General features: G+C 63.5%; 21 protein-coding genes. 7 read left to right on the top strand and 14 right to left on the bottom strand.

Translation table 11 applies throughout. From position 1 onward, the window contains the following. The first annotated feature begins 37 nt into the window (after positions 1–37). Positions 38–244 (top strand): hypothetical protein, encoded by a 207-nt coding sequence (locus FHX47_RS01275; protein WP_183357088.1) that lies wholly within the window; start codon positions 38–40, stop codon positions 242–244. Between the two features lie 145 nt (positions 245–389). Here FHX47_RS01275 and FHX47_RS01270 read toward each other — a convergent pair whose 3' ends face one another. Beyond that, positions 390–641: a DUF1801 domain-containing protein gene (locus FHX47_RS01270; RefSeq protein WP_221205956.1), complete on the bottom strand. Its 252-nt coding sequence runs from the start codon at positions 639–641 to the stop codon at positions 390–392. Positions 642–1,208: 567 nt separating this feature from the next. On the opposite strand from FHX47_RS01270, the gene FHX47_RS01265 reads away from it, so the two are divergent. Genes FHX47_RS01265 through FHX47_RS01255 form a run of 3 tightly spaced genes read left to right on the top strand, consistent with a single transcriptional unit; the run spans position 1,209 to position 3,247 of the window. Continuing rightward, positions 1,209–1,901 carry a histidine phosphatase family protein gene (locus tag FHX47_RS01265; RefSeq protein ID WP_183357087.1) on the top strand — a complete coding sequence of 231 codons (693 nt, stop codon included), beginning with the start codon at positions 1,209–1,211 and terminating at the stop codon, positions 1,899–1,901. Between the two features lie 24 nt (positions 1,902–1,925). Continuing rightward, entirely contained in the window at positions 1,926–2,480 is a 555-nt protein-coding gene (locus tag FHX47_RS01260; protein WP_183357086.1) for a DUF3090 domain-containing protein, read from the top strand. Beyond that, positions 2,480–3,247, top strand: a complete 768-nt coding sequence (locus FHX47_RS01255) for an SCO1664 family protein (RefSeq protein WP_183357085.1) — start codon at positions 2,480–2,482, stop codon at positions 3,245–3,247. Before FHX47_RS01260 ends, FHX47_RS01255 begins: the two co-directional genes overlap by 1 nt. Positions 3,248–3,346: 99 nt before the next feature. Here the strand turns inward: FHX47_RS01255 and FHX47_RS01250 are convergent, their stop codons facing one another. The 13 genes from FHX47_RS01250 to idi form a co-directional block, all read right to left on the bottom strand. Beyond that, the gene (locus FHX47_RS01250; protein ID WP_183357084.1) at positions 3,347–4,540 is read right to left on the bottom strand and encodes a PD-(D/E)XK nuclease family protein; all 1,194 of its coding nucleotides are present in this window, start codon (positions 4,538–4,540) and stop codon (positions 3,347–3,349) included. Between the two features lie 223 nt (positions 4,541–4,763). Further along, positions 4,764–4,922: an SDR family oxidoreductase gene (locus FHX47_RS01245; RefSeq protein WP_343064253.1), complete on the bottom strand. Its 159-nt coding sequence runs from the start codon at positions 4,920–4,922 to the stop codon at positions 4,764–4,766. Between the two features lie 185 nt (positions 4,923–5,107). After that, entirely contained in the window at positions 5,108–8,410 is a 3,303-nt protein-coding gene (locus FHX47_RS01240) for a sacsin N-terminal ATP-binding-like domain-containing protein (RefSeq protein ID WP_183357082.1), read from the bottom strand. After that, positions 8,403–11,912 (bottom strand): SNF2-related protein, encoded by a 3,510-nt coding sequence (locus FHX47_RS01235; RefSeq protein ID WP_183357081.1) that lies wholly within the window; start codon positions 11,910–11,912, stop codon positions 8,403–8,405. The genes FHX47_RS01240 and FHX47_RS01235 overlap by 8 nt, the downstream gene beginning before the upstream one ends. Positions 11,913–12,132: 220 nt before the next feature. Further along, a complete protein-coding gene (locus FHX47_RS01230) occupies positions 12,133–12,858 on the bottom strand; it encodes a DUF4839 domain-containing protein (protein ID WP_183357080.1) in 726 nt (241 codons plus the stop codon). 121 nt (positions 12,859–12,979) lie between these two features. Continuing rightward, on the bottom strand, positions 12,980–14,065 hold the full coding sequence (gene ychF / locus FHX47_RS01225; protein WP_183357079.1) for a redox-regulated ATPase YchF: 1,086 nt from the start codon (positions 14,063–14,065) through the stop codon (positions 12,980–12,982). 77 nt (positions 14,066–14,142) lie between these two features. Further along, on the bottom strand, positions 14,143–15,009 hold the full coding sequence (locus tag FHX47_RS01220; protein ID WP_183357078.1) for a prenyltransferase: 867 nt from the start codon (positions 15,007–15,009) through the stop codon (positions 14,143–14,145). After that, a complete protein-coding gene (locus FHX47_RS01215) occupies positions 15,006–15,356 on the bottom strand; it encodes a lycopene cyclase domain-containing protein (protein ID WP_183357077.1) in 351 nt (116 codons plus the stop codon). Before FHX47_RS01215 ends, FHX47_RS01220 begins: the two co-directional genes overlap by 4 nt. Beyond that, on the bottom strand, positions 15,356–15,688 hold the full coding sequence (locus tag FHX47_RS01210; protein WP_183357076.1) for a lycopene cyclase domain-containing protein: 333 nt from the start codon (positions 15,686–15,688) through the stop codon (positions 15,356–15,358). The genes FHX47_RS01215 and FHX47_RS01210 overlap by 1 nt, the downstream gene beginning before the upstream one ends. Then, the gene (gene crtI / locus FHX47_RS01205) at positions 15,688–17,298 is read right to left on the bottom strand and encodes a phytoene desaturase family protein (RefSeq protein WP_183357075.1); all 1,611 of its coding nucleotides are present in this window, start codon (positions 17,296–17,298) and stop codon (positions 15,688–15,690) included. The genes FHX47_RS01210 and crtI overlap by 1 nt, the downstream gene beginning before the upstream one ends. Beyond that, positions 17,295–18,188, bottom strand: coding sequence for a phytoene/squalene synthase family protein (locus tag FHX47_RS01200; protein ID WP_183357074.1), 894 nt, complete (start codon positions 18,186–18,188; stop codon positions 17,295–17,297). Before FHX47_RS01200 ends, crtI begins: the two co-directional genes overlap by 4 nt. Continuing rightward, the gene (locus tag FHX47_RS01195) at positions 18,185–19,282 is read right to left on the bottom strand and encodes a polyprenyl synthetase family protein (protein WP_183357073.1); all 1,098 of its coding nucleotides are present in this window, start codon (positions 19,280–19,282) and stop codon (positions 18,185–18,187) included. The genes FHX47_RS01200 and FHX47_RS01195 overlap by 4 nt, the downstream gene beginning before the upstream one ends. A gap of 6 nt (positions 19,283–19,288) precedes the next feature. Then, positions 19,289–19,813 carry an isopentenyl-diphosphate Delta-isomerase gene (gene idi / locus FHX47_RS01190; RefSeq protein WP_183357072.1) on the bottom strand — a complete coding sequence of 175 codons (525 nt, stop codon included), beginning with the start codon at positions 19,811–19,813 and terminating at the stop codon, positions 19,289–19,291. Between the two features lie 78 nt (positions 19,814–19,891). Here idi and FHX47_RS01185 point away from each other — a divergent pair, with 78 nt between their 5' ends. From FHX47_RS01185 to FHX47_RS01175, 3 genes are all read left to right on the top strand, one after another. Further along, positions 19,892–20,530 carry a MarR family winged helix-turn-helix transcriptional regulator gene (locus FHX47_RS01185; protein WP_183357071.1) on the top strand — a complete coding sequence of 213 codons (639 nt, stop codon included), beginning with the start codon at positions 19,892–19,894 and terminating at the stop codon, positions 20,528–20,530. Positions 20,531–20,714: 184 nt separating this feature from the next. After that, positions 20,715–22,820 (top strand): choline BCCT transporter BetT, encoded by a 2,106-nt coding sequence (gene betT, locus FHX47_RS01180; protein ID WP_183357070.1) that lies wholly within the window; start codon positions 20,715–20,717, stop codon positions 22,818–22,820. 105 nt (positions 22,821–22,925) lie between these two features. Beyond that, complete coding sequence (locus FHX47_RS01175; protein ID WP_183357069.1) at positions 22,926–24,407, top strand: aldehyde dehydrogenase family protein; 1,482 nt, start codon at positions 22,926–22,928, stop codon at positions 24,405–24,407. Positions 24,408–24,425 lie beyond the last annotated feature (18 nt).

The following is a 24,425-nucleotide window of genomic DNA, read 5'->3' as shown; positions in this document are numbered from 1 at the left end:
GCACACGGCAAGTTACCTACAGGAGGGGCCCTCAAAGATGCCGTCACACCCACAGACCCCTTCTCAGCTGACCGTCCACACAGTCATCACCCACGGAACTGACTGCGGTGCCGACGGCGTCATCTCCTACGCCGACGGGCGCCGTCAGGCCTTCAGCCACGTCGTCATCTTCGCCGGGCACGCGGAGACCGCAAAGATCAGAGCCATCCGCACCTACCTCGTCGACGACACACCCGTGGCGTGACGCGTCCGCAAGTACAAGCCCCTATCGGTGGCCCACAACCTGCGTGCCAGCAGAGTGAGCGCCCCCAGAGCGCAGTCAGTCAAGCACCGAGTGCACGATCTCCACGATGCGCTTCTCAGCGGAATCATCTACGGTCTCGAAGTACCTACGCGGCCGGCATCAGGCCTCCGTCCGTGCCTCCCGGAGGTCGGAGGTCGACCTTTTCTGCGAGTGCCAGAGGCAGGCGATCGTCATTGCGCAGCGTCACGAACGCCGGTGTGCTCGACGATTTCGCGTAGGCGGGCATTCCGTACCAGATCCGCGGTTTAAGGGTGGGTGCTGCGGCCATGATGATCTCATGCACGTGCTGGATGACCGACCGCCGGGGCTCCTCCATCTGTGAGAACTTATCGAGCACCTGGATCAGGTTCTTCTCGTCCTTCGACGAGATGTCATTTCCTTTCGTCGACCGATGTCGGGCACCGGCGCCATCGTGCTGGACTTCTGGCGGTTCGCCCTCTCGGACCTCAAGATGAACAACGTTCGCGGATACGTCGTCGAGTTCCTCGTGGCTCGCGCGGTGGGAACAGACCTACAACGCCGACGTCTACGTGTTCGCCGTCCAGACGGCGACCAACCATAGGGAATACGACGCACTGTCGGTTTCCCAATGGAAGTTCTACGTCATGCCGCGAGGCTCCCTGCAAGAGCTGGGCTCCTCCTCGGTCGGGCTGCCGACTTTGGATCGGCGCGCTGGCCCTCCCATCGCCTACGCCGACCTAGCCACCACAATCCGATCGGCCTCCCTTCAGTCCGGAAGTGGACGCAACTGACCCTGTGACTACCCCTGGGCCCCCAACCCGGCCCGAGACGGGCTGCTGGCGTGGCGAACTTGGAGACGCCGGATAGTTTGAGCTGACATTCATCGCCAGAGACGCGCCCTGTCCATGCACTCCGCCGCCGACAGGGTGGCTAGGCTAGCTGGATGGCGACAGTTATTCTGGTGCGGCACGGCCGCACCACAGCAAATGCGGCTGGAGTGTTGGCCGGTAGGGCCGACGGCGTCAGTCTGGACCAGACCGGGCGCGAACAAGCGGCTCTGACCGGAGACCGACTCGCGGCCGTTCCCCTGGTCGCGGTGGTGTCCAGCCCCCTTGAGCGTTGTCAGCAGACCGCCCAGCACATCCTCGAGCGCCAAGCGGGCACACCGCACGCCCCGACCGAGCTCGACCTCACCGAGTGTGACTACGGCCAGTGGCAGGGCCGGGCCCTCACCGAGCTCGCGAGCGAGAAGCTGTGGCCGCTGGTGCAGTCGCAGCCATCCGCCGTGGTCTTTCCCGACGGTGAAGCCATGGCGGGGATGCAGGCGCGGTCGGTGGCAGCGATCCGCCGCCACGACGCCGCCGTCGAAGCCGAGCATGGGCCCGAGGCCGTGTGGGCTGCGGTCAGCCATGGTGACATCATCAAGTCAGTGCTCGCCGACGCGTTCGGCATGCATCTTGACCTGTTCCAGCGGATCAACGTGGGCCCCGCATCCGTATCGATCGTGCACTACGGCGCCAGCCGGCCGAGCGTCTACGCGACCAACACCGAAGCGGGCGATCTTGCATGGCTGGCGAAGGGCGTCCGGTCTGATGCTGCGCCGGTGGGTGGCGGTGCAGGCCACAACGCGCCGTGAACCGCGTACGCCTAGAATGCTGACATGCCTACACGTGTTCACGAGTTTGACTGGCCGGATCGGGTCGTGGTCGGCACCATCGGCCCTCCCGGGGCACGCACGTTCTACCTGCAGGTGCGCTCCAGGACGCAGATGGTGAGCGTGGCCCTCGAGAAGCAGCAGTCGGCCCTGCTCGCGGAGAAAATCGATGAGATCCTCGACCAGCTCATCAGCGTCGAGGGCAATCCCTTCAGCGTTCCCACGAGCACTCCCCCTGAGCTCGTCGACGATGACCAGCTCGAGGCCGTTCACGAGCATTTCCGCACCGGCACCATGAGCCTGGGCTGGGACCCGGCCACGGCCCAGGTGGTGGTAGAAGCCCACCCGATCACAGACGTCGATGCTGAAGGCAACGAAGAAGCGCCGGAGGAGGACGGCCCTCACCAGACGGAAATGCTCGTAGTGCGAATGCCAGTAGGGGCCGCTCGCGCATTCACCAAGCGCACCCGTGAGGTCGTGGACGCCGGGCGCCCGGTTTGCCCGCTCTGCGGCTACCCCATGGACGCCGACGGGCACACCTGCCCCCTTCCCGAGGAGTGATGACGGCGACGGACCCGGTGACCGGCGAACTGACGCTCACCGGTCGCATCAGAACGGCTTCCAACGCGACGTTCCTGGGCCGGATCGCAGACGTGGCCGTCGTCTACAAACCGATAGCCGGTGAAACTCCGCTGTGGGACTTCTCCGAGGGCACCCTGGCGCACCGGGAGGTGGCCGCCTACCTGGTCTCGCAGGTCCTCGGCTGGGGCGTGGTGCCGCACACCTGGCTGCGCGATGGCCCCCTGGGCGAAGGAATGGTGCAGCTCTGGCAGGAGCGAGACCCTGATCGCAGCCCCGTCGACCTGGTCGCGGCGGACAACGTGCCGAAGGTGGGGTGGAAGCAGGTTCTCCAGGGGCAAGACGAAGAGGGACGGCTGATCACCCTCGTTCACGAAGACTCCGCCGCCCTGCGACGCATGGCCGTCTTCGACCTACTCGTCAACAATGCTGACCGCAAGGGCCACCACATTATTGCGGTGACGCAGGGCCACCGCTACGGCGTGGACCATGGGCTCACCTTCCACCGCGACCATAAGCTGCGCACGGTCCTTTGGGGATGGGTGGGAGACGCGCTGACCGGCGAGGAACGCGACGGCGTCGATCGTCTCAGTGAAGCATTGGACGGCGACCTGGGACGAGACCTGGCGGACTTGCTCAGCGAGGAAGAGACCGCGGCGCTCGCTGCCAGGTGCGGCTCGCTACGGGCAGGAGGAGAGTTTCCGGCCCCTGCCGGTGGGATGCCAGCAGTTCCCTGGCCACTGTTCTGAGGGAGTCGCGGCAACAAGCACTGTCAAGGCGTGTGACGCCCGGGCTACACGTTGAAGCGGAACTCCAATGCGTTCCGAAGCCGAATAACCCCTAAGTTCTCAATCCGTTCCCACTGCTGCAAGAACAGCGTCGCGGAGGCGGACGTCGTCGGAAGCGAGCCCAGCCATGACTTCCGCGAGACTCACTTCGGTCTGGATGACTCGTTCGGGCGGATTCGGACCCGACGGCAAATGAGTGACGAAGACCCGCAAGTAGTCGGGCGACGGCACCAGTTCAGGTGCCCTCTGCACAGTGACGACAGCCGTGTGCCCGAAGACCAAATAAAGGGCCGGGTGGTCATCGGCGCGCCACAGCTGAACGCACCATTGCCACCCGCCCCGATATCTCGCCGAAACCGTTTCAATGAGCCCGCTGTCCAGCTTTTCGTTCACCTGGTCCCTCAGCGCTCTGAGTGCGAAGCTCCTCAGACTGGCCTTTACCTCAGTCAGGGCATTTCGGCTCTCCTCAAACTGGCGCCGCGCATGCTCCGCGAAAATATCGGCGAACTCTGCAGCCGCCCGATCACGGTGCGCCATTGCGTAGCGCTCCGACTCCCCTGTGTCACACATGGCCTTGATGAAAGTGAGCTGGTCGTTGAGGTTCACTGCGGTTGGACCTTCCACGAAATGGTGAAACATCTGCTCAAGAAAGAAGTGCTGTTCGGGGTGCCGTCGGCGCCACACCCCATCGGTGGCAATGTGTGCCTTTAAGTCCCTCAGCACTTCGGCGTAGGTGACCACTGCCGCTTGTTCCCATCCATCCCGCTGCAGATGGGCCACCCGCCGGATGCACAGCAAGACGACGACGGCCCTCCGACCAGACCCTGCGGCATGAGCGAGGTACCGGTGGTAGTCGTGCCCATGCCCGTCGGAGGTCCCATAATTCTCGATGGCGACCGCTGCATCTTCACTGCTCAGGAGGATGTCGGCGATGTCCCGGCCAACATCACCATCGGCTGTCTCATCCTCGCCAGTCGTGTTGACTTCTTGGAATACGCGGTAGCCGGCGGAAGGGAGCTTATCCTCCGTGGAAAGGCCTGCATTGACCCTGTCAAGGAATATTCGCTGAAAGGTGTCACCCAATTCGTGGGTTGCCTCGGGCCTAAGCAGCCACGCGAATACATTTGAAAGCTGCTTCTCATGAGTACCGTGGTGCATGACCCGGAAGACATTAAATTCCTCTGCCAAACTCCGGGACAGTGCCGGAAGCAGGTCAGTGACAAACCCACCTATATCCGCCTTCTCAGCTGACATGCATCCCACTCTACCGGCCCACATCGCAGCGCCCGGTTGAGACTTCTCGCCACGAGACTAAACCAGATAGAGGAGCCTCGTATCCCCCACGTGGCCAGCATCGGTCCAGATAAAGCGGTTCCGCCATTGGCCGCGTAAATAACGCTAGACGTTGAACTTGAAGTCGATGAGTATTCGGAACGAACCAACGTCAGAAGGATGCAACATCGCACGGCAAATCTCGCTAGCGACGTGGAATGCCGACGATCATACCGCCGTCGACGACGAACTCTGCTCCCGTAGTGAACGACGATGCCTCGCTCGCGAGGAACGCGACCGTTGCCGCGACCTCCCCTGCCGTGCCGCCTCGCCCAAGCGGGATGTTGAGTCGAGCTGGGTCCATCCGCAAGAGGCTGCGCATTCGGACGGCGACGTGGGCACCGACGCTACAGCTGCCTCGGCACCACCAAGTGCATCGGCGTCGGCTCCGTCGCTCCCCGTGAGGACCGCGACGAAGAGGACTACCTGGCCGTCTGGGAGGGGAGAACCCGGGCCGGACCGGTCACGGCAGCAGCCTGCAGGACAGGATTACGATGACGGAGAAGACCCTGAAGAGTCGTCGGAGTCCAGGTCGAATTCGTCCTCGCCATCGTCATCGGACCGTCCTGACCCTGCCACTCCGAGTGCTGTCTTGAGGTCGATTGCGTGCTTGCCTGTGAACGCGATCTTGATTCGCTTGCCGTCGAGGATGACTGGAACCTCGACAGCTCCTTGTCCAGCGTCAATGACAGTGCTGTAGAGCTGTTCGAGCAGAGCTTCGTTCTTTGTGCCTCGGGCGTACTTGTATAGCGCTGCGCAGAGTGGGCACAGGGCGATGGCGTTTGCTGTGTGAATTTGCGTACGCGCGTTCACGACACGAACAGCCTCGAAGTACCACGCGCCGTCGTGCGTCTTGAAGGGCAGCGGCTTGCGGCACGCTTGGCAGTGCATCTCACCTATGGAAGTGGAGTACTGGCTTCGCAGGTAGGCCTTGGACTCTGCGGATGCTTGGGTCCGGCCATTGACCACGCTACGTGGCCGGATCGATGTTGAGTGCTGCGGCGCAGTGATTGCGTCGAGCGCGGCAACGCCAGCGCGCCGCACTGGGTCTTCGGATGCGCCCACCGGGAATCGGTCCTTCGCTTTGTGTTCTTGAAGCATACTCCGCAGGTCGTCGCTGGTGAGGCCACTTTCCTTCGCTTCTCGAAGGAATTCGATCGCGTTCTCATCGAAACCCTCCTGGCGGAAGTACTCGGTCACGCCTTCTTCTTGTTCGCGTCGTCGAGCGGCGTCTGCTCCGAAACTCAACTTGTAGATGAGGGACGTCCGCGCCGGGGCCTGCCAGTCATCAGGTAGGTCGTCGACGGACACCTCGCAGGGGAGTTTCAGGTCACCATCACGGTTGAGAACCCACGGTGTCGCGGTCAGAGTCTGAGCCAGTTGGGAAGTGATCTGATGCGGCTGTGCGCTCGCATTGGCCTGGTAAATGGCGATGGCCTTGGAAGCGGGTGCTAGGACGACAACGTTCCAGAGGGAGCGGAGCAAGTCATGATCGGCTGTCTCAATGATGTCGTCCAAGCGCTCGATGCCCCAGTCGACGCGTTTGCCTTGCACGGTCTCGCGATTGATCCAACGCCAGGACCACGACAAGTCCGGGTTATCGATGACGTCGACTTCGGCGATCTCGATCCCCGTCTTTGCGCCGAGCGAAGCTATTAACTCAACGATCCCGTCGACATCAAGATAGACCCTGGCCAGTGGGTATGGCTCGCTGTCGTGTGCGTACTCGCCTCTTCGACTACCGCTGGCCCAGAACATAGGAACCCGGGGATACAGGCCGCTGAGGCCAGTGCTCTCGAACGGCAGGTCAACGAAAGTCTGGCGGGGTGTGACCCATCTCGGTTTCCCTTGGGACTGCTCGGCCAGGAGGAAGGCAACGTCGGAAAGCGCCCACCGAGCGCTGCCATGCCTGGAGGCGTAGCGGATGAACGACCGAACGTCTTCGAGGTGCTGTGCGATCTCGCTTCCCTCGGGAACGGGTCGGTCCGCTTCCCTGTACGCTGCGAGACGGCGCTCGGTCCGAGCGGATTCGTTCCAACGCTTGACCCCTGCTGCCCGGTAAAAGGAGGCGAGATTGTTGGGGCGCGCGTGATCTTCGTCGTCGTCGAAATAGGCGAGGTCTATCGGAACTCGCGACTGGACGGTGTCACTGCGTCCCGAGGGGAGATAGGTGTCAGGACCTCGGAGGTGCGTAGTTACATTGCGCTTCCGCAGTCGGACGATCGGGACAGCTTCAAGCCCGTCGAAGAGGTCGTGCTGACGGTAGCCGAAGCCGAGCAGTTTATAGACGCGGAGAAGGGAATCATCACTCTTCGCTCTGAGCCACGAGAACCAGACTCTTAGCGTGGCCTGGGCGGCTTCGTCGTTGGAGCTGTCAGGGTCCGCGAGAATCTCATCGGCGTCGCTTGCTGCGCTGACCGCCTCGCTGAGTTCTTCCCATCCGAACTCGATGGTGTCCAAGCTGGCGAGGAACTTCCCGGCACGCCCAACGGGGTCTCGAACCCAGCGCGGAGGTTGGTCGGTTTCCGTTCCAGAGAGATCCAAGAGAGTCGCGAGGTCACCCGGTTCCAACCAACGTCTGAACCCGATTGGGCTTGCCACGAGAGTGCGGGCAGGTGCGAATCCGCCCTCGCTTCGCCCTACCGGCGTAAGCTCCTGGTCGTTGAAAGCCTCAGCGACGGCAGCACGGATCAGGCTGTAGGGATGGCCGATTGGGTCGTCGTGGTTCGGAAGCGTCGCAAGAAACGCGTCGTTCAACAGTCCTTGGGTGCGAAGGCGCGGAAGTGCATCAACGATCAACGCAGCGATGTCTTCGACTAGGCGGACGTTGCCTGGGTCGTCCCGGACGCTGTCGCGCGCAACCGTGGACGCGAAGGGCGCGTGGATATGGAACCGCAGCCCCGAGGACTCCTTCACAGCCGGAAAGTAGATCGAGACATCGCCTTCATCGAGCGGAACGATCGTTCGTTGCGATTCAGCCGACGGGCCGTCGGAGCCGGATTGCTTTCCGCGCTTCGACCGGCCCTCCTTCGGCTGATCCATACGGAACGCGGCAGCGACGCTGAGCGCGTTCATCCCGTCGTGGCTCACGCTTGCCGGCCCAATCAGTCTCAGCCAATGCGACTCGATGAAGTCCTCACCTCCGGAGTTCTTGATCGAGATGACGAGATCGTCGACCGCTTCGCGTTCGATGATTCCAACGCGTCCATCCGGAAGTTCGAATGTGATCGTCCGGATGTGGTTCAAGAACAGAAGCGTCTTCTCGTCAAGCACTGACAGGCCGTGGGCCACCTCTTCCGCCGCAGTGGACGCAGGCTTGTCGGCCCGATCGAACGGGAAGACGAAGGTGGTTGCATCTGGCTTTTGCGTGTCACCGAGAACTATGGGAACGAAAAGATCTTCAATGGCGAAGGAGTGCTCCCCGGACCGCACCTCGGGTCGCGTGGTGTACGCAAAGACGGCCTTGAAACCGACCCCGAACTTGCCGATCTGCGTTGGGTCGTCGCGCTTGGTGGAGTTTCCGATGCCGGTGATCGATTCGATGTCGGCGAGTGAGAAGGGTCTCTTCCCATCGTGAGTCACAGTGAGGTGGTCTTCGGCGAGCACGAACTCGATGGTCGATGCGAGCGCGTCTTCGGCGTTCTGGAGCAGCTCGTAGATGAAGTGTGCGTTGTCGGGGTACAGCTCGGAAAGGAGGCTGTTGAGGCCTTCCTCAAAGTTGTTCTCCCTAGCGGACTCGACGTAACGGAGGCGCTTCTGTCGGAGCTCCTCGAAGCCTAGGTTCTCAGTCACTTATGACCTCCACCGTCCCGGTGTAGAGCAATGAGGTTGTGATGTCACTCCGCTGGATGCTGTCCTCCAGTCGTTTGCGGCGGGCTTCAAAGTCTTGCTCAAGCGAATGGAGCTCTGACTCGCGCATACGTCGGATGTTTTCATGGGTCGCCGAGACAATCTGGTCCTCAAGCAACTGCACGCGGGCCTGATGCGTCGTCGCCAGCGAGGACAACTGGCTCTCAACGTGGGCGCGAGTGCGGTCGATGTGCGTCGCTCGGGCGTCGGTCCAGTCCTCGTAGTGCTGGTCATCTAGGGAAGTAGTGAGATCCGTAGGACTGTCAGCGGCGTCCGTCGCCTCTGCAAGAAGACCTTCGAACTCATCGCCAAGACCCGGGTTGGCGGCTGTCACGACAATCTCGAAGTCGTCCCGAGCGCCCAAGTAGGTCCAGGAATGGACGGCCACCGGGTACGTTCCTGGCGCCAGGGCCACCGAGCGCACTTGAAGTGCCGCTGTGCTGTCAGGGGGGAACTGCGCCTCGTTGGACGCAGCGACGCGAACCAAGTCGTGTACGGGCGAGAGTAATTCGACGTCGTCATCCGTCGCCATCGCCGGATCAAACGTGAGTCGGCGTGATTGTTCGCCACCAGACTCTAACCAGCGACGCCACGGTGAGGTGCTGTTAGGAAGGGAGACTCGCAGATCCTCCAGAAGTAAGGCGCGGACGTCTTTGGTCGGTCTCAGCAGCGCGAGTGGCTTATCGAACAATGAATCAGCCCGCTCATAGCCTCGGTTGGCGAGGAAGCGTTGCACGAGGCGCCGGAGCTGGTCAGGGGCGAGCCAAGGACTTGCGGCTTGTTCGACTCCCTCGGCATCGAACTTCCTCAATGGCAGGCCGAAGAGCGCGCTCTCTCGCTCTTCGAGCTCCTCCTGCTCTTGGATGCGGCCGATCTTGTTGTCTGCGAGTTGACGTAGGCGCGCGTCACGTTCGGTCACAGTGAGGGTGAGGTCCTCGCCAATCTTGCGAATTTCTCGGGTCAGATCGCCGAGGATCGCCTCGCTGCCGCCGAGCGCCCCCGTGAACACTCCGATCCGCTCCAAGCAACGCTCGAAGATCACAGCATCGACTGTGCCGCTGACGACGAGGTTCTTTATTGCCACGGTCTCGCTGGCCTGGCCGCGTCGGTCGATTCGCCCAATCCGTTGCTCGATGCGCATGGGGTTCCACGGGAGATCGTAGTTCACCAACGCATCACAGAACTGGTAGTCGAGGCCCTCTGTGCCCACTTCCGACGACAAGAGCACATCGATTGCATCCGGTTCACTCTGGTCCTTGGCAAAGCGAACGCGAAGTTCTCGACGTTCGTCGTCCGGCACACCGCCGTGGACCAAGCCGACTCGGACTCCCGTCTTCGTCAAGTGATTGGCGATGTATCTTAGGGTGTGGCGGAAGGTGCTGAACAGGAGCAACTTGTTGTTGGGGAGTTGTTGCTTCTCCTCGACATAGGCAAGTAGTCGGTCGAGCTTCGGGTCCTCGGTGAGGTCGGACGCTTGGCGAGCGAGTTCCAGGATCTCGTCGATGAAACCCTCCAGTGGTGATGCATCGAGTTCGTCCGCATCGACGTCGGCCTCGCTTAACTCTTCGGCAGTGAGCTTTCTGGAAAGTACGTCCTCTACGAATGGAGCCAGCCCGTTGAGGCAACTTGCTGCCTGGCGCTGAAGGGTGGAGAGAATGAAGTCCAACGACTGACCGTGACCCTTGGATACAGAGATCCGTCCGGCGAGGTCGAGCAGGAGGTCGTGGACGACCTGTTGCTCGGGGGTGAAGTCGACCTCAAATGTCTCGGGCTTCCTCGTGGTGAACGAGCCGATGTCTCGTCGTCGAGTGCGATTGACGAGCCCGGAGAAGGTGTTGAGGGATTGTGTGATTCGAAGGGCATTGACTCGCTCGTGATCGGCGACTTCCGGCTGATCGAGAAGGTCGCGTAGCTCTTGAGCGCGCGGATTGGACCGGAGGACTCGGCTGCCCCAGGGCGTCGCGAGTGCAGCGTCCAACTTCTTGACTGAATCCTCCTGCCAGCCCGCCCCGGCGACGCGAACCGAACTCTCAACACTCGCCAGATGAGCGTTTGGTTCACGCATGAGTTCGAACGTCTGGTTGTGAACGAACGTGTCAGGGCGCAGGAGTCGAAGCAAGGTTCGGAGATCTTCGCTGCCGGTTTGGATTGGGGTGGCTGAGATAAGGACTGCAGCTTCCGCCGAGTCGAGGAGGTGCTTGACGATTCGATGGCTCCACGTCTCGCTGTTGCGAACGTGGTGTGCCTCGTCAACGATCACGAGGTCGAACTTCACCGGCGGATCAAGCGAGACCAAGCCAGCACGAGGCCGTCGGCCGGAGCTTTCGCCGAGTAGCAGCTTCTCGTCGAGGAGCGAGTACGGGAGGATTGCCTTCTTATATCGCGATGGCCATCTGCCCTCGGCGCGGGTCTCATCGATGCAATAACGGAGTGTCGCGCTGTCCAGATGCGCGAAGTCTTCGCCGAACCGCTTGAGTTCGGAGCGCCACTTGTTCTCGGCCACGAGCGGTTTGGGGCAGATCACCAGGACGGAGTCGAGCTTTTGGCGTGCTTGCAGCTCTTTGATAATGAGGCCGGCCTCGATAGTCTTGCCGACGCCGACGTCGTCGGCGATAAGGAGACGGGGCCGGTCGGCGTTGATAAGCTTCATGACAGGGCGGTACTGGTATGGCTCATAGTCGATTCGGCCGCTGTTGAGTGAGTAGAGCCGGTTCACGGACGGGTGGAGTACGTGGGCAGCAGTGAGTCGCGCCTTCATCTCCTCTGCCGTCAGGTGTTCTGCCGACATGGAATCCACGATCTCGACCTGGCTCTCGTAGTAGGTCTGGGTCATGCTTCCGTGAAATACCGTGAGGCGCGTCTGAGACCCAGAGGTGTCGACAAGAGTGATGACGCCTGTCAGTTCCGGTCGAGCCGTCAGGCGCACCAGTGTGCCCGGCGAGAAGGTGCTTGCGGCACCAGAAGAAGCTTCCTTCGCGGTCGATGGAGCTGGCTCGGCGTCTGCCTGAGGTCTCAATCGTACGAGCGCATCAGCCCGTGCACTCGCCAGCAGATCGGCCTCTGCGCTTCCCGGGTCAAGCGCCTCCGCGAGGAGTGCCAGCGTGTCGATGTCGCGGTAGACGGAGTCCGCGCTGGGTTCCCGGCCTGGTGCGTCGTGCGAGTACCGGTTGCGAACAGTCGATGCCTCCTTGAGCCAGTTGCGGTTATCCCACTTCACGAGTCCCCGTCGCCGGAACAGTTCCCAGTTCTGATCGACCACACGCAAGGTGGCTGCTACGTCGAGGTCATCGAGTGTCGTCCATCGCTGCTCGTCAGCTTGAGTCCGCTGTTGATACGAGAGCTTGTCGAGTACGCCTCCGCGCCACCAGTCGGAGCCGAGCGACGGAAGCTCGCGGGCAAGGAATCGGCGAATTAGAGACGCCAATGCCATCAGGTTCTCACGCATCGTCTTCTCCTGCAGTGGTCCGGCGGTCTCAGGGCACGTCCACCGGTTGGATAAGGATTTCCGGAAGGTGTGCTGCGCGGGGCTCTCGTCAGCCCGCTCGTTAACGAGCATTTACGAATGGTGGACAGACATGCATCTACATTCGACCCTAGGCGAATTGAACCCCCTGGAGGGGTCGCGTCGAGCCTCACCGCGTCTAGCGGAACGCCGTCTCGACCGGCTATAAGAGGAACAGGCATGAGTTGGGCTCATATTCGTCGATCTGGGCTGTCTCGTAAATGTGGGTGCCGACACCGATCGTGTCCGGCATGTCGCCGGTGTAGTGTAGATCGCCCGTGGGGTTCACGTCGCGGAACTGAAACGCGGGGCCGGATGCTGAGGCCTCACTGAAGTCGCCTGCGCCGATCAGGATGTCGTACCGCATGCTGGCGCCGTCGTGGCTGTTCATCGCTCCGATGTTTCCGCCGAAGGCGATCGTCTGACCGCGGTACTTCTCTGCGAAAGCTACGATAGAACCGTAGCAATAGTGGCCGAGGCCGAGGACCGCCGCAAGTTCCGTGTTGCTCTCAGGACTGAGCACGACGTCACCTGCTTTGGCCGACTCTGCGGGCGTCGGCTCCTTGGGAGGTGTTTCGCTTGGGGTGGGTGGGGTCTTGCTTGCGGAGGCTACAGTCGTCTCTACTGCCTCAATGCTGCTCTCCTCGCGGATGATCCCATTCACCATGAGGGCTATGATCGGGACCGCGCGCTCCCCACCGCCGATGGCGACAAGACGCCAGGGCGTCTTCGGTTTGCGCCGACGAATAATGATCTCCGGTCGCAGTTTTCCCCGCGACTGGGGGACGATCTCCCAGCCTTCCTTCTCCCATTTCGATACAGTCCGAGATTCAGCGCCGCAGATGGCCCGCACGGTTCTAGACTCGTACTTGACGCCATCGCCGGCCATATAGTGCCCATCCCCCGTTCACGCTGGCACCATGCCAGGCTCGATGAGCTTATCAGCTTACGGCGACCAACCATGGCATCGCTGTCGTGGCAGTAATGTGCGAGGCGTGTAGCGCCGAGGTCTACACGTTGAAACGAAATTCCACCACGTCGCCGTCCTTCATCACGTACTCTTTGCCCTCCATGCGAACCTTGCCCGCGGCCTTGGCATCGTTCATGGTGCCTGCGGCGTCGAGGTCTGCGAAGGAAACGATCTCCGCCTTGATGAAGCCCTTCTGGAAGTCGGTGTGAATCACCCCAGCGGCCTCGGGCGCGGTATCGCCCTTATTGATCGTCCACGCGCGAGCCTCCTTCGGCCCCGCGGTGAGGTAGGTCTGCAGCCCCAGGGTGTCGAATCCGACGCGGGCCAGCTGGTCCAGGCCGGACTCTTCCTGACCGTTGAGCTCCAGCATCTCGCGGGCCTCCTCCTCGGAGAGCTCCACAATGTCAGACTCCAGCTTCGCGTCCAAGAAGACCGCTTCGGCCGGCGCCACCAGCTCAGCCAGCTCCCGACGCTTCTGCGCAGAGCCGAGCACGGAGTCATCGGCGTTGAAGACATAGATGAACGGCTTGGCGGTCAGCAACCCCAGATGCTTCAGGTGCTCCATCTCCAGCTTGTCCGACTCGATGGAGGAGACGATCGAATCGCCGCGCTCCAGCACCTTCTGCGCTTCCAAGTACGCATCCAACTGGGCCTGCTCAGCCTTCTTGCCCTTGACCTGCTTCTCCAGCTTCGGGACCGCATTCTCCAGGGTCTCCATGTCGGCCAGAATCAGTTCGGTGTTGATCGTCTCCATATCGGAGCTGGGATTCACGCTGCCCTCCACATGGACCACGTTGTCGTCTTCGAAGACACGCACCACTTGGGCGATCGCATGGGCCTCACGGATATTGGCCAGGAACTGGTTGCCCAGCCCCTCCCCCTCAGAGGCACCCTTGACGATGCCGGCGATGTCCACAAAGGACACGGTGGCCGGCAGGATGCGCTCCGAGCTGAAGATCTCAGCCAATCTGTCCAGGCGCTCATCCGGGAGGTTGACCACCCCCACATTGGGTTCGATGGTCGCAAACGGGTAGTTCGCCGCCACGATCGTCTGCCGGGTCAGTGCGTTGAAGAGGGTCGACTTGCCCACATTGGGCAGCCCCACGATTCCGATAGTCAGTGCCACGGTCCCCTAACCTACCGCTGAACCGCCCGCAGCGCCGATTCGGCACACCGTCACAGGGACTCACCCCGCGGATGGACTCAGGTGTTCCAGGCCAGAATGAGGATCATCGTCGCTAAGAACCCCGCCCCGTAGTTCAGGAAGATGAACCGTCGCCACGCAGGATTGATCCTGCCCGAATCCGCCTCGCTGACTGAGGCCCAGGGCGCGGCGTTGATCACATACGGGATCACCAGCACAGCGGCCAGTGGCCCGGGCCAGGAGACGCTCAGCACCACCAGCCCCGCCAGCACCCACAGCACCAGCGAGAACCGCACGGTCACCCGAGCGCCCAGCACTGTGGCAATCGACCCGATACCAGCTTCTCGGTCGGGCCGGACGTCTTGGACCGCACCGAAGGCGTGGGCGGCCATCCCCCAGAGGAAGAAGGCAACCAGCACGACGACGACGTCGAACGTTGCCTCTGCTGCGGCCAGTGTCAGCCCCACCACAGCGGGGCTGACGAAGTGGGTGCTGGATGTGATCGAATCCAGGAAGGGCCGTTCCTTGAAGCGAAGCTTCGGAGCCGAGTAGGCGATGACGGCGAAGACGCTGACTGCCAGCGCCGCCCAACTGGCCGGCCCTCCCCATGCGGCCAGCACCGCCAGCATCGGCAGGGTGGTCAGCGCCGCCGCCCACAGTGTGGGTCCGTGCAGCCGCGGCTGCAGCAGCGCCCCTTCGATCCCGCCCTTACGGGGGTTGGCCACATCGGAGGCGTAGTCGAACACGTCGTTGATGCCGTACATCGCCAGGTTGTACGGGATCAGGAAGAACAGGGTGCCCAGCAGCAGCACCGCATCGATCTCACCGGCAGTGAGCAAGTAGGCGGCGGCAAAGGGGAAGGCTGTGTTGATCCAGCTGACCGGCCGCGACGCCAGCAGAACCTGGCGCGCATCGTCTCTGATCATGACGCCTGATGCTCCTGGACGCTGCTGGTCTCGGGCCGCGACCGGCTGCGCAGCAGCGCCCACAGGCACGGCAGCAGCACCGCCCCGGCCAACGGGTAGGAGAAGTCCTCCACCGGAGCCAGGCCGATATGTGCGCCCACCAGCATCTCAGGTGCGTAGTGGAAGAGATCCGCTGCGATCATCAGACTGTCGAACACCGCGGTCAGCAGCACCAGAGCAGCAATCGTCATCGCAATCGCCCCCAAGTGGGCAGGCGCACCGGCACGACGACGGGTCACCAGCTGCAGCACGACGGCGGCCAGCATCGCAGCAGCAAGGACCCACACCGCCAGTTCCAGATAGCTCATCAGCGCACCTGCCTCCGAGGCGCCGCCGCGATGAGTCGGGCGCTTCCGGTGTAGATCACCATGGTGCACACCACCAGAAAGATGAGAAAGACCGGTTCTTCAAGCGGCATCTCCGGGGCGAGCATAATGCCGGTGGCCACCACCGCCTCACCGCGGAAGAAGATGCCCAGCACAATGCCGGCGGCGTCCCAGAGCAGGAAGAAGACGGTTCCGACCAGTGTCACCACCAGCGCTGCACGCCGGTCATTCCAGAAGAAGAGCCGGAACCGCCGGTCTATGAGCAGCATGCAGCCCAAGAAGGTCAGCAGCAGGCCCAGGTAGACGACGCCCATCACTGCGCCCCGTACCTCGGCCGGGCCGCAGCGTGGGTCGGTTCGCGCATCGGCCCGGGACTGTGATCGCCCAGGATGCGCTTCAGCACCAGCTCCGCGCTGATCAGGCACATCGGCACCCCCACCCCAGGCGCCGTCGTCGCACCGGCGTAGTAGAGCCCGTCCACCCGGCGCGAGGCGTTCTGCGCACGGAACATCGCGCTCTGCCTCAGCGTGTGGCCAGGGCCCAGCATCCCGCCGCGCCAGGAGTTGTAGTCGGCTGCGAAGTCGGCCGGACCCAGGGTCTTCCTGAGCACGATTCGCCGCCGCAGGTCAGGGACATCGGCCCACTGGGCCACCTGGTCGATCACTGCGTCGGCGGCCTGCTCGAGAATCTGATCTCCGGCGCCGTCGCTGCCGCCGGCTCCCAGGGACGCATCGGCGGGGATGGGGACCAGCAGGAAGAGATTCTCGTACCCCTGCGGGACAGCTGCCGGGTCGGTGGCGCTGGGGCGGCAGACATAGACCGAGGCGGGGTGGGGGATATGGGCGTCGCGGCCGAAGATCGCCTCGAAGTTTGCCGACCAGTCCGCGGTGAAGAACAGCGAATGGTGCGGCAGCTGCTCAAGGTCTCCGGTGACCCCCAGCATCACGATCAGCGCCCCCGGACCGCTGGTGCGGCGCTGCCACCAGGGTTCGGGGTAGCTTCTGTGCGGAGCATCCAGCAGGGTGGTCTCGGTGTGGTGAAGATCAGCGGCGGAGACGACGACGTCGGTCTCCTCGGCGTGGATCTGGCCGGCGTCGTCGACCCAGCGCACGCCGGTGACCTGTGGGTGCTTTCCCCCGCCCGTGGACGTGAGGATCCGGGTGACCTCCGCGTTGGTGGTCATGGTGGCACCGGCCTGCTCGGCGAGCGCACCGATGCGCGCCACCACCTCGGAGAAGCCGCCAGCCGGGTACTGAACGCCTTCCTGCAGGTCCAGGGCGCTCATCAAGTGGTACATGGCAGGCGCACGAGCAGGGTCGGTGCCCAGAAACACTGCCGGGTAGCCGAGCATCTGGCGGATCACCGGGTGTTCGAACCGTGCGGCGACGTACCCCTGCAGACTGCGCAGCAGCAGGCCCGGCAGCTTGGGCAGACTGCTCAGCACTTCCCGGCCGAGCAGTGAGGAGATCCGGGTGAAGGGGTTGTAGAGGAAGTAGTCCTCCGCCAGCTTGGTCACGTGCTGGGCGGAGGCCAGATAGGTCTGCAGCCTGCGGCCCGCCCCGGGTTCTAAAGTTTCGAACAGCTCGATGACCTCGCCGGATCCGTGCGGCACGGTGATCGGTACAGATGCGGCGCCAGGCGCGTCCGGTTCGGGGAAAATCCGGTAGCCGGGCCGAAGCATCTTCAGATCCAGCTGCTCGGAGGTTGAGGTGCCCATCATGGCGAAGAAGTGGTCGAAGACCCGCGGCATCAGATACCAGGAGGGCCCGGTGTCGAAATGAAAACCGTGCCGCGCAAAGCTTCCTGCCCGGCCGCCGATCCCCTCGTTCTTCTCCAGTACGCGGACCTCGAACCCGCGCTGAGCCAGCAGCCCGGCAGTGGCCAGACCAGCCACCCCTGCCCCGACGACGACAACTTTCGTCATGCTGCGGCTTCCCTCCACGTCTGCAGCAGTGCTCGTGCGGCCAGCATCGCCTTGACCGGGTCAGAGACACGCACTCGTCTGCCGTAGAGGGCAGCGGCCGGTGTCCGGTCCACCTTCTTGGTCAGCGCTTCGAACAGCGCCAACGCCCCACGGACCGCGGCTCGGGCATCCTTGGGCAGCAGCGGCAGCGCGCGGCGGGCCTGGTCAAGCTGGGTGTTCACCAGCTCCACCCAATCGTCCTTCAGATCTTCGCTCATCTGTTCTCCGCGTGTGAGGTAGCTGCGGTTCAGCCGATCGGTGTCATCGCCCAGGTCTCTGAGAAAGTTGACGTTCTGGAAGGCGGCCCCCAGGTGACGGGCGCCGTCCTCCAGCCGGGCCAATTGGCCAGCATCGCGCTGCTCCTGACGCAGAAACACCTTCAAGCACATCAGGCCCACCACTTCAGCTGAACCGTAGACGTAGTGGTCATAGTCCTCACCCTGATAGGTCTGCACGTGATCCGACTGGGGGCCATCGCGGCCGATATCAGCCGCCATGGCCGTGAAGAACGGCTGAGTCAGATCCGGTCCGATGCCGCTGGCGCGCGCAGTGTGCGCGAAGGCATGGAGTACCAGGTCGCTGCTGTAGCCGCGTTCCATCGCGCGGTGGGTCTGGTCAGCGTACTCGCTGAGCGTCAGTCGCTGCGCGGCGGCGTCGAGTCCCGCTTCGTGGGCGACTCCGTCGACGATCTCATCGGCGACCCGCACCATCGCGTAGATATTGCGCACGTGATCGCGATGACGGGCGCCCAGCAGGCGTGTGGCGACCCCGAAGGAGGTCGAGTAGGCGTCTATGACGCTGGCCGCAGCAGTTTGCGACGCCTGAGTGAAGCGTTCGAGGCTCTCATTCATACGCTGCGGCCCCGCATAGCATCACTGTGCACACTGAGCACCCGCCGGACCTCCGCCGATATGGGGGAGGAACCTTCCAGCAGGTGGTCCAAGGCGCTCAGATGCTGGGTCAGCAGATTGTGGATGAACTGTTCTGCTCCGCAGTCACGCAGCAGTGCACGCAGCTGCTCTGTGTTGTGAGCAGTGGCCGTGTCGTGACCAGTGATGTCGCCGCGGCCCAAGCAGTCAGCGATCTGCGGCCACCAATCGGTGGTGCGTGCGTAGGCGATCAGCGGGGTCTGCTTGCCCTCACGGAAGTCTGAGCCTGACTCTTTGCCGTGCCGTTGGGGATCCCCGAAGGCCGAGAGCAGGTCATCCTGGAGCTGGTAGGCGATTCCCATATGTCGTGCTGCTGCGGTCAGCGCAGACTCGGTCACCTCATCGGCGCCCTCGACGATGGCTGCCGCCCGCAGGGGCAGTTCGAAGGAGTAGGTGGCCGTCTTGTACTGGGTCATCGACAGTGCGGCGGACAGGGTGGGATCGACGGCGCCCACACTGAGTCCGACGTCGGCCGCTTCGCCGCAGACGCTGGCTTGGATGGTGTCATCCAGCAGGTCCAGCAGTCGGTGCCCAGCCGTCTCACGGACCCGGGCGCGGGCGAAGATTTGGTGCACTTCAGAGATCATCAGGTCACCGGCCAGGATCCCCACCGCCGTCCCCCAGCGGCGAGCAGCCTCGCTCTGCGGCGCCGGGTGAGCATCCCGGACCTCGCCGAGCAGGTTCACACCCTGCCGACGTCGAAAATCGCGGTCGATGACGTCGTCGTGGAGAAGGAAGGCGTAGTGCAGCATTTCGATGCCCACACCGAGTTCGATCAGCAGATCGCGATCCAGCACCCGACCGTGCGCGAGAGCCTCTGCGGTGTCCAAGAAGAGCCGCGGTCGCAGCAGCTTGCCCCCTGCCGCGTGCTCTGCCATCTGCGCCCACAGCTCGGCAAAGTCCCCACCATAGCGTTCGGCCTGGCCGGCACGTCGTCGGATGCGGCGCCTCAGCGCCTCGCCGATGAGCGACCCCAGGTCTTGGTTCACCGCCTCCGGTGCTTGGACGTCACTCATGTGACCTCACTCATGTGGGGAGGCAGACGGGACGAGGGGCAGCTGTTCCACCATCCAGGGGCTGAACGCGAACGGAGCCGCCGCTGCCGCGGCCCGAAGCTGAGCAGGGTCCACCCACTGCCATTGCGTCAGCTCCTCCGGGTTCGGCTCCAGTGCTGACTCCAGGGTGGCGGTATAGACGGGGCAGACCTCGTTCTCGACGATGCCGCCGGGGTCCACCGCTCGATAACGAAAGTCCGGGGCCACCAGGTGCACTCTGCCCACCGCAGCTCCCAGTTCCTGTTCGGCACGGCGGTGAACGGCGTCCTGAACGGACTCACCAGGCTGGGGGTGGCCGCAGAAGCTGTTGGTCCATGCTCCGGGCCACGCCACCTTGCTCAGCGCTCGGCGGGTCACCAGCAGCAGCCCCTCGTCGTTGTAGAGGTAGCAGGAGAATGCCAGGTGCAGCGGGGTCGACTCTGAGTGGACCTGACTCTTCGCCATGGCACCGCTGGGCTCACCACGCTCGTCAAGCAGAACGACCTGCTCCATCAAGCCTCCACGTCAAATCATCTAGCCAAGCTAACAATTAAGCCTAACACTATCGATTGTGCCGATACCATGGACGCCATGAGCCCCAGAAGCAGCGAGGAGCCCCCCTCCGGGGACGGTCCGCCGCCGGAGCCTGCTCAGCTCTCAGAATCAGGGCAGCGCTCAGAATCAGGACAGCTCTCAACGCTCTACAGCATCCGGGCCAACGACCCGGACCGAAGCTGGACCGACACCCAGGGCATGTCGCAGCAGGATCTGGATCAGATCAGTGAGCTGATGAATGCACTGGGAGACCTCCGTCGCACTGAGCGTGACCTTTCCGAAGCCTCGCGCCGGTTCATGAAGCTCAATGAGACCGATATGCGCGCCATCCACTATCTGACCCTGTGCGCGAACCAGAACGTGGTGGCAACTCCCGGCTCCATCGCCCGGCACCTGGGCATCTCCACGGCCTCGACCACCAAACTGCTAAACCGGCTGCAGGCCGGCGGTCACACGACCCGGTCTGAGCATCCCAGCGATCGGCGCGCCCTGGCGATCAGCGTGACCCAGAAGACTCACCAGGCGGCCATCGAGACTGTGGGGCGGCAGCAGGCCAAGCGTATTCATGCCGCTGCTCGTCTCAGCCCGCAGGAGCGCGAGATCGTCATCCGCTTTGTGCGCGATATGACGGCCGAAATCTCACCGGAGGGTGAGCCCTGGGCCTCTGACCGCTGATGATGTGGGTGATTCTTCCCACACCGGCCCGCCGGCTCACTTCGCTACTTCCCAGTAATGAGGCACCAAGCACGCTGAGGGACGCCCCTGCACCTAGCCAAGCCACCTGAGTGTGTGACATAACGTAGATACGTTTTGCAGATGAATCACTGCTGCGCACATTGAGTTGAAAGGTACATAAGCTATGGCAGACGCACCAGCGTCTTCAAAGGTCAACTGGCCGGTGTTCATCGCCTCCACCGCGATCCTTCTGGGGTTCAGCGTCTGGGCGGCGATATTCCCCGACACGGCGTACTCCACCATGGAGACGATGTTCAACTGGGCCAGCGACTACTTGGGCTGGTACTTCGTACTCACCGCAGCCATCATTGTGGTCTTCGTCCTGATCGTCGCCCTGACCCGAATGGGCAAGACGAAGCTCGGCCCGGACCACTCCAAGCCGCGATTCGGCCTGTTTACCTGGGCGGCGATGCTCTTCGCCGCCGGCATCGGCACCGATCTGATGTTCTTCTCCGTCGTCGGGCCCGCCACCAACCTGCGCGTGGGCCCCGGCACGGAGGCCGGCAGCCTCCAGGCGGCTGAGGAGGCTGCCCTGTGGACGATGTTCCACTACGGCATCCCCGGCTGGGCGATGTACGCGCTGACCGGTATGGCATTCGGTCTCTTCGCCTACCGGTACCACCTGCCGCTGTCGATCAAGAGTGCGCTCTACCCCATCATCGGCAAACGCGCCCAGGGGGCCGCCGGGGACACTGTCCAGGTCGCAGCGGTGATCGGCACCGTGTTCGGCATCGCCACCACGCTGGGCATCGGCGTGGTCTTCGTCTCCTTCGGCCTGAGCATGATCTTCGACGTCGAAATGGGCCTGGGAGCCCAGGCAGCACTAATCGTCTTGGCGGCCATCGTGGTGACCATCTCCACCGTCTCCGGTGTGGAGAAGGGCATTCGCCGCATTTCCGAGATCAACGTGGTCGTCGCCGTGCTGCTGATGCTCTACGTGCTGTTCTCCGGCGACACGATGTACCTGCTCAACGCACTGGTGAAGAACATCGGCGACTTCTTCGCCTTCCTGCCCAGCGCGCTCACCGACACCTTCGCCTATGACATGTCGCCGGCGTGGGTCGATGAGGGATGGATGCAGTGGTGGACCATCTTCTTCTGGACCTGGTGGATGGCATGGGCCATCTTCGTGGGGCTCTTCCTGGCGCGCATCTCCCGCGGCCGCACCCTGCGCCAGTTCGTCATCGGCGTGCTGCTGGTGCCCTTCGCTTTCAACCTGCTGTGGATCGCGATCTTCGGCAACGCCACCATCGCACGGATCATGGGCGGGGACACTGAGTTCGCCGAAGAGGCCGAGAACGCTGAAGGCTCGGGCTTCTTCGCCCTGCTGGCAGAGTTCCCCGGGGCCACCTTCGTCATCGGCATCGCCGTCATGGTCGGGCTGCTGTTCTATATCACCAGTGCGGACTCCGGCTCGCTGGTGCTGGCAAACTTCACCTCTAAGACCACCGTCACCGACTCAGACGGGCCCCCATGGCTGCGCATCATCTGGAGCGTGATCATCGGTGCACTGACGCTGGCGATGCTCGCCCTGGACGGCATCTACACCCTGCAGATGGGAGCGGTGATCATCGGGCTGCCGCTCTCCATCGTGCTCTATCTGCTGCTGTTCAGCGTCTGGCGCGCCCTGCGCGTGGAGGGCCTGGCCGCAGACTCGAAGGAAGCCACCCTGCCCTCGGCGCTCTCTGAGCGCATCGCGCAGTCCTCCCCCGGGGCCTGGCGGCGTCGTCTGGCACGGCACATGCACTACCCCAGCGCCGCGGAGACCACTGAGTTCCTGGAGAACGTAGCCCTTCCAGCAGTGGAAGAGGTCGCCGGCGAATTGAAGGAGCGCGGCGCCGAGGTCACCTGCGGCCGCGGCACGGTGGAGGACAGCGGACTTCCGGAGGTGGATCTGCACGTCTACTTCGGCGATAAGTCCATGTTCAAGTACCAGGTGTACCCGGTGCAGTATGAGGTGCCCAGCTTCGCCACCCGATTCCGGCCCGCTGGGGAAACCTACTACCAGGTGGAGGTGTTCTCGGCGACCGGTTCCTCCGGTCAGGACCTCTTCGGCTACAACCACGAGCAGGTCATCGCCGACATCCTCGACGCCTACGAGCAGCACCTGACCGTGCTGACCATGGACGAGTCTGAGGGCAACACCCGCCCCACCACCCTGGACGCTGATGCGATCCCCACCGATTGGGACTCGGTGCGCACCCGCCGATCAAAGCCCAAGGCTGAGTAGCGGCTCGCTGCCAGTTTCGGCGTCGGCCCCTACTGATTAGAGTGAGGCAGGGGGCCGACGCCGACACGATCCATCACGGTTTTCCACACGTTATAAGGAGCTTCAATGACCGCGACTCTCTACATCGATGGCCAGTGGGTACCGGCCGCCGCCGGTGAGACCCGCACGATCATCTGCCCGGCCGACGGCAGTGAGGTCGGCGCCGTCTCCGAGGCATCGGCGGCAGACACCGAAGCCGCCATCGCCGCCGCCCGGAAGGCCTTCGACGCCGGAGAGTGGGCCAACACCCCGGCCGCCGAGCGTGGGGAGTTCCTGTTCAAGGTGGCCTCAGAGATCGAGCGCCGCAAGGAGGAATTCGCCCGGGCTGAAGCGCTGGACACCGGCAAGCGCCTGGTCGAGGCCGAGATCGACATGGACGACATCATCGGCTGCTTCAAGCATTTCGCGAAGCTGGCCGACGCCGATCCCGGCCGCGTGATCGACGCCGGGGACCCCACGGTGCGCTCCCGGGTGACCTATGAACCGGTGGGCGTGTGCGGAATGATCACCCCGTGGAACTACCCGCTGCTGCAGGCCGCCTGGAAGCTAGCCCCTGCGCTGGGCGCCGGAAACTCGCTGGTCCTGAAGCCCGCCGAGCTGACCCCGCACACCTCCATACTGATCATGGACGTCTTCGACTCCCTGGGGCTGCCGGCCGGGGTGGCCAATGTGGTCACCGGCGCCGGGGCCACTGCCGGGGCTCCGCTGTCCTCCCACCCGGATGTGGACCTGGTCTCCTTCACCGGCGGACTGCTCACCGGCCGAAAGATCGCCGCCGCCGCCTCCGAGACGGTGAAGAAGGTGGCCCTGGAGCTGGGCGGCAAGAACCCCAACGTGGTCTTCGCCGACGCGGACTTCGACGCCGCAGTCGACAACGCGCTCAACGCCGGCTTCGTCGACTCCGGCCAGGTGTGCTCCGCCGGTGTGCGGCTGATCGTGGAGGAGTCCATCAAGGAGAAGTTCGTCGCCGAGCTGGTGCGTCGGGCCGAGAACATCACCATGGGCGGGCCCTTCGACGAGAACGCCGAGACCGGACCGCTGATCTCCGCAGCGCACCGGGACAAGGTGACTGCCTACGTCAAACACGGCATCGAGGAGGGCTGCGTGCTGCGCACCGGCGGCCACTGGGGCGGCGAGGAGCACAAGGACGGCTACTTCTACGCGCCCACCGTGCTGGACAATGTGCAGCGCGGCATGCACGTGGTCACCGAGGAGGCCTTCGGCCCGGTGATCACCGTGGAGACCTTCACCACCGAAGAGGAGGCCATCGCCACCGGCAACGACACCATCTACGGGCTGGCCGGAGCAGTGTGGACCTCCGACGCCGGCACCGCCCACCGGGTCTCCGCCGGTCTGCGCCACGGCACCATCTGGATCAACGACTTCCACCCCTACCTGCCGCAGGCCGAATGGGGCGGGTTCAAGCAGTCCGGCGTCGGCCGCGAACTGGGCCACGCCGGCTTCGACGAGTACCGCGAAGCCAAGCACATTTACGAGAACACCGCCCCGGCGGTCACCGGATGGTTCCGCATGCCCGAGCAGGGCTGAACCCCTGCCGCCCCGCAC

Source organism: Garicola koreensis (assembly GCF_014195445.1).
GTDB lineage: Bacteria > Actinomycetota > Actinomycetes > Actinomycetales > Micrococcaceae > Nesterenkonia > Nesterenkonia koreensis.
Note: the sequence above shows the minus strand (reverse complement) of the source record. Positions and strands in the feature narration are given on the sequence as shown.

Coding starts and splice junctions, on each gene's coding strand:
- FHX47_RS01175 (WP_183357069.1), top strand. CDS start 22,926: ATGACCGCGACTCTCTACATCGATGGCCAGTGGGTACCGGCCGCCGCC.
- betT (WP_183357070.1), top strand. CDS start 20,715: ATGGCAGACGCACCAGCGTCTTCAAAGGTCAACTGGCCGGTGTTCATC.
- FHX47_RS01260 (WP_183357086.1), top strand. CDS start 1,926: ATGCCTACACGTGTTCACGAGTTTGACTGGCCGGATCGGGTCGTGGTC.
- FHX47_RS01215 (WP_183357077.1), bottom strand. CDS start 15,356: ATGAGCTATCTGGAACTGGCGGTGTGGGTCCTTGCTGCTGCGATGCTG.
- FHX47_RS01185 (WP_183357071.1), top strand. CDS start 19,892: ATGAGCCCCAGAAGCAGCGAGGAGCCCCCCTCCGGGGACGGTCCGCCG.
- FHX47_RS01255 (WP_183357085.1), top strand. CDS start 2,480: ATGACGGCGACGGACCCGGTGACCGGCGAACTGACGCTCACCGGTCGC.
- crtI (WP_183357075.1), bottom strand. CDS start 17,298: ATGACGAAAGTTGTCGTCGTCGGGGCAGGGGTGGCTGGTCTGGCCACT.
- FHX47_RS01235 (WP_183357081.1), bottom strand. CDS start 11,912: ATGCGTGAGAACCTGATGGCATTGGCGTCTCTAATTCGCCGATTCCTT.
- FHX47_RS01250 (WP_183357084.1), bottom strand. CDS start 4,540: ATGTCAGCTGAGAAGGCGGATATAGGTGGGTTTGTCACTGACCTGCTT.
- FHX47_RS01210 (WP_183357076.1), bottom strand. CDS start 15,688: ATGGGCGTCGTCTACCTGGGCCTGCTGCTGACCTTCTTGGGCTGCATG.
- FHX47_RS01200 (WP_183357074.1), bottom strand. CDS start 18,188: ATGAATGAGAGCCTCGAACGCTTCACTCAGGCGTCGCAAACTGCTGCG.
- FHX47_RS01230 (WP_183357080.1), bottom strand. CDS start 12,858: ATGGCCGGCGATGGCGTCAAGTACGAGTCTAGAACCGTGCGGGCCATC.
- FHX47_RS01245 (WP_343064253.1), bottom strand. CDS start 4,922: ATGGACCCAGCTCGACTCAACATCCCGCTTGGGCGAGGCGGCACGGCA.
- FHX47_RS01220 (WP_183357078.1), bottom strand. CDS start 15,009: ATGATCAGAGACGATGCGCGCCAGGTTCTGCTGGCGTCGCGGCCGGTC.
- idi (WP_183357072.1), bottom strand. CDS start 19,813: ATGGAGCAGGTCGTTCTGCTTGACGAGCGTGGTGAGCCCAGCGGTGCC.
- FHX47_RS01195 (WP_183357073.1), bottom strand. CDS start 19,282: ATGAGTGACGTCCAAGCACCGGAGGCGGTGAACCAAGACCTGGGGTCG.
- FHX47_RS01275 (WP_183357088.1), top strand. CDS start 38: ATGCCGTCACACCCACAGACCCCTTCTCAGCTGACCGTCCACACAGTC.
- FHX47_RS01265 (WP_183357087.1), top strand. CDS start 1,209: ATGGCGACAGTTATTCTGGTGCGGCACGGCCGCACCACAGCAAATGCG.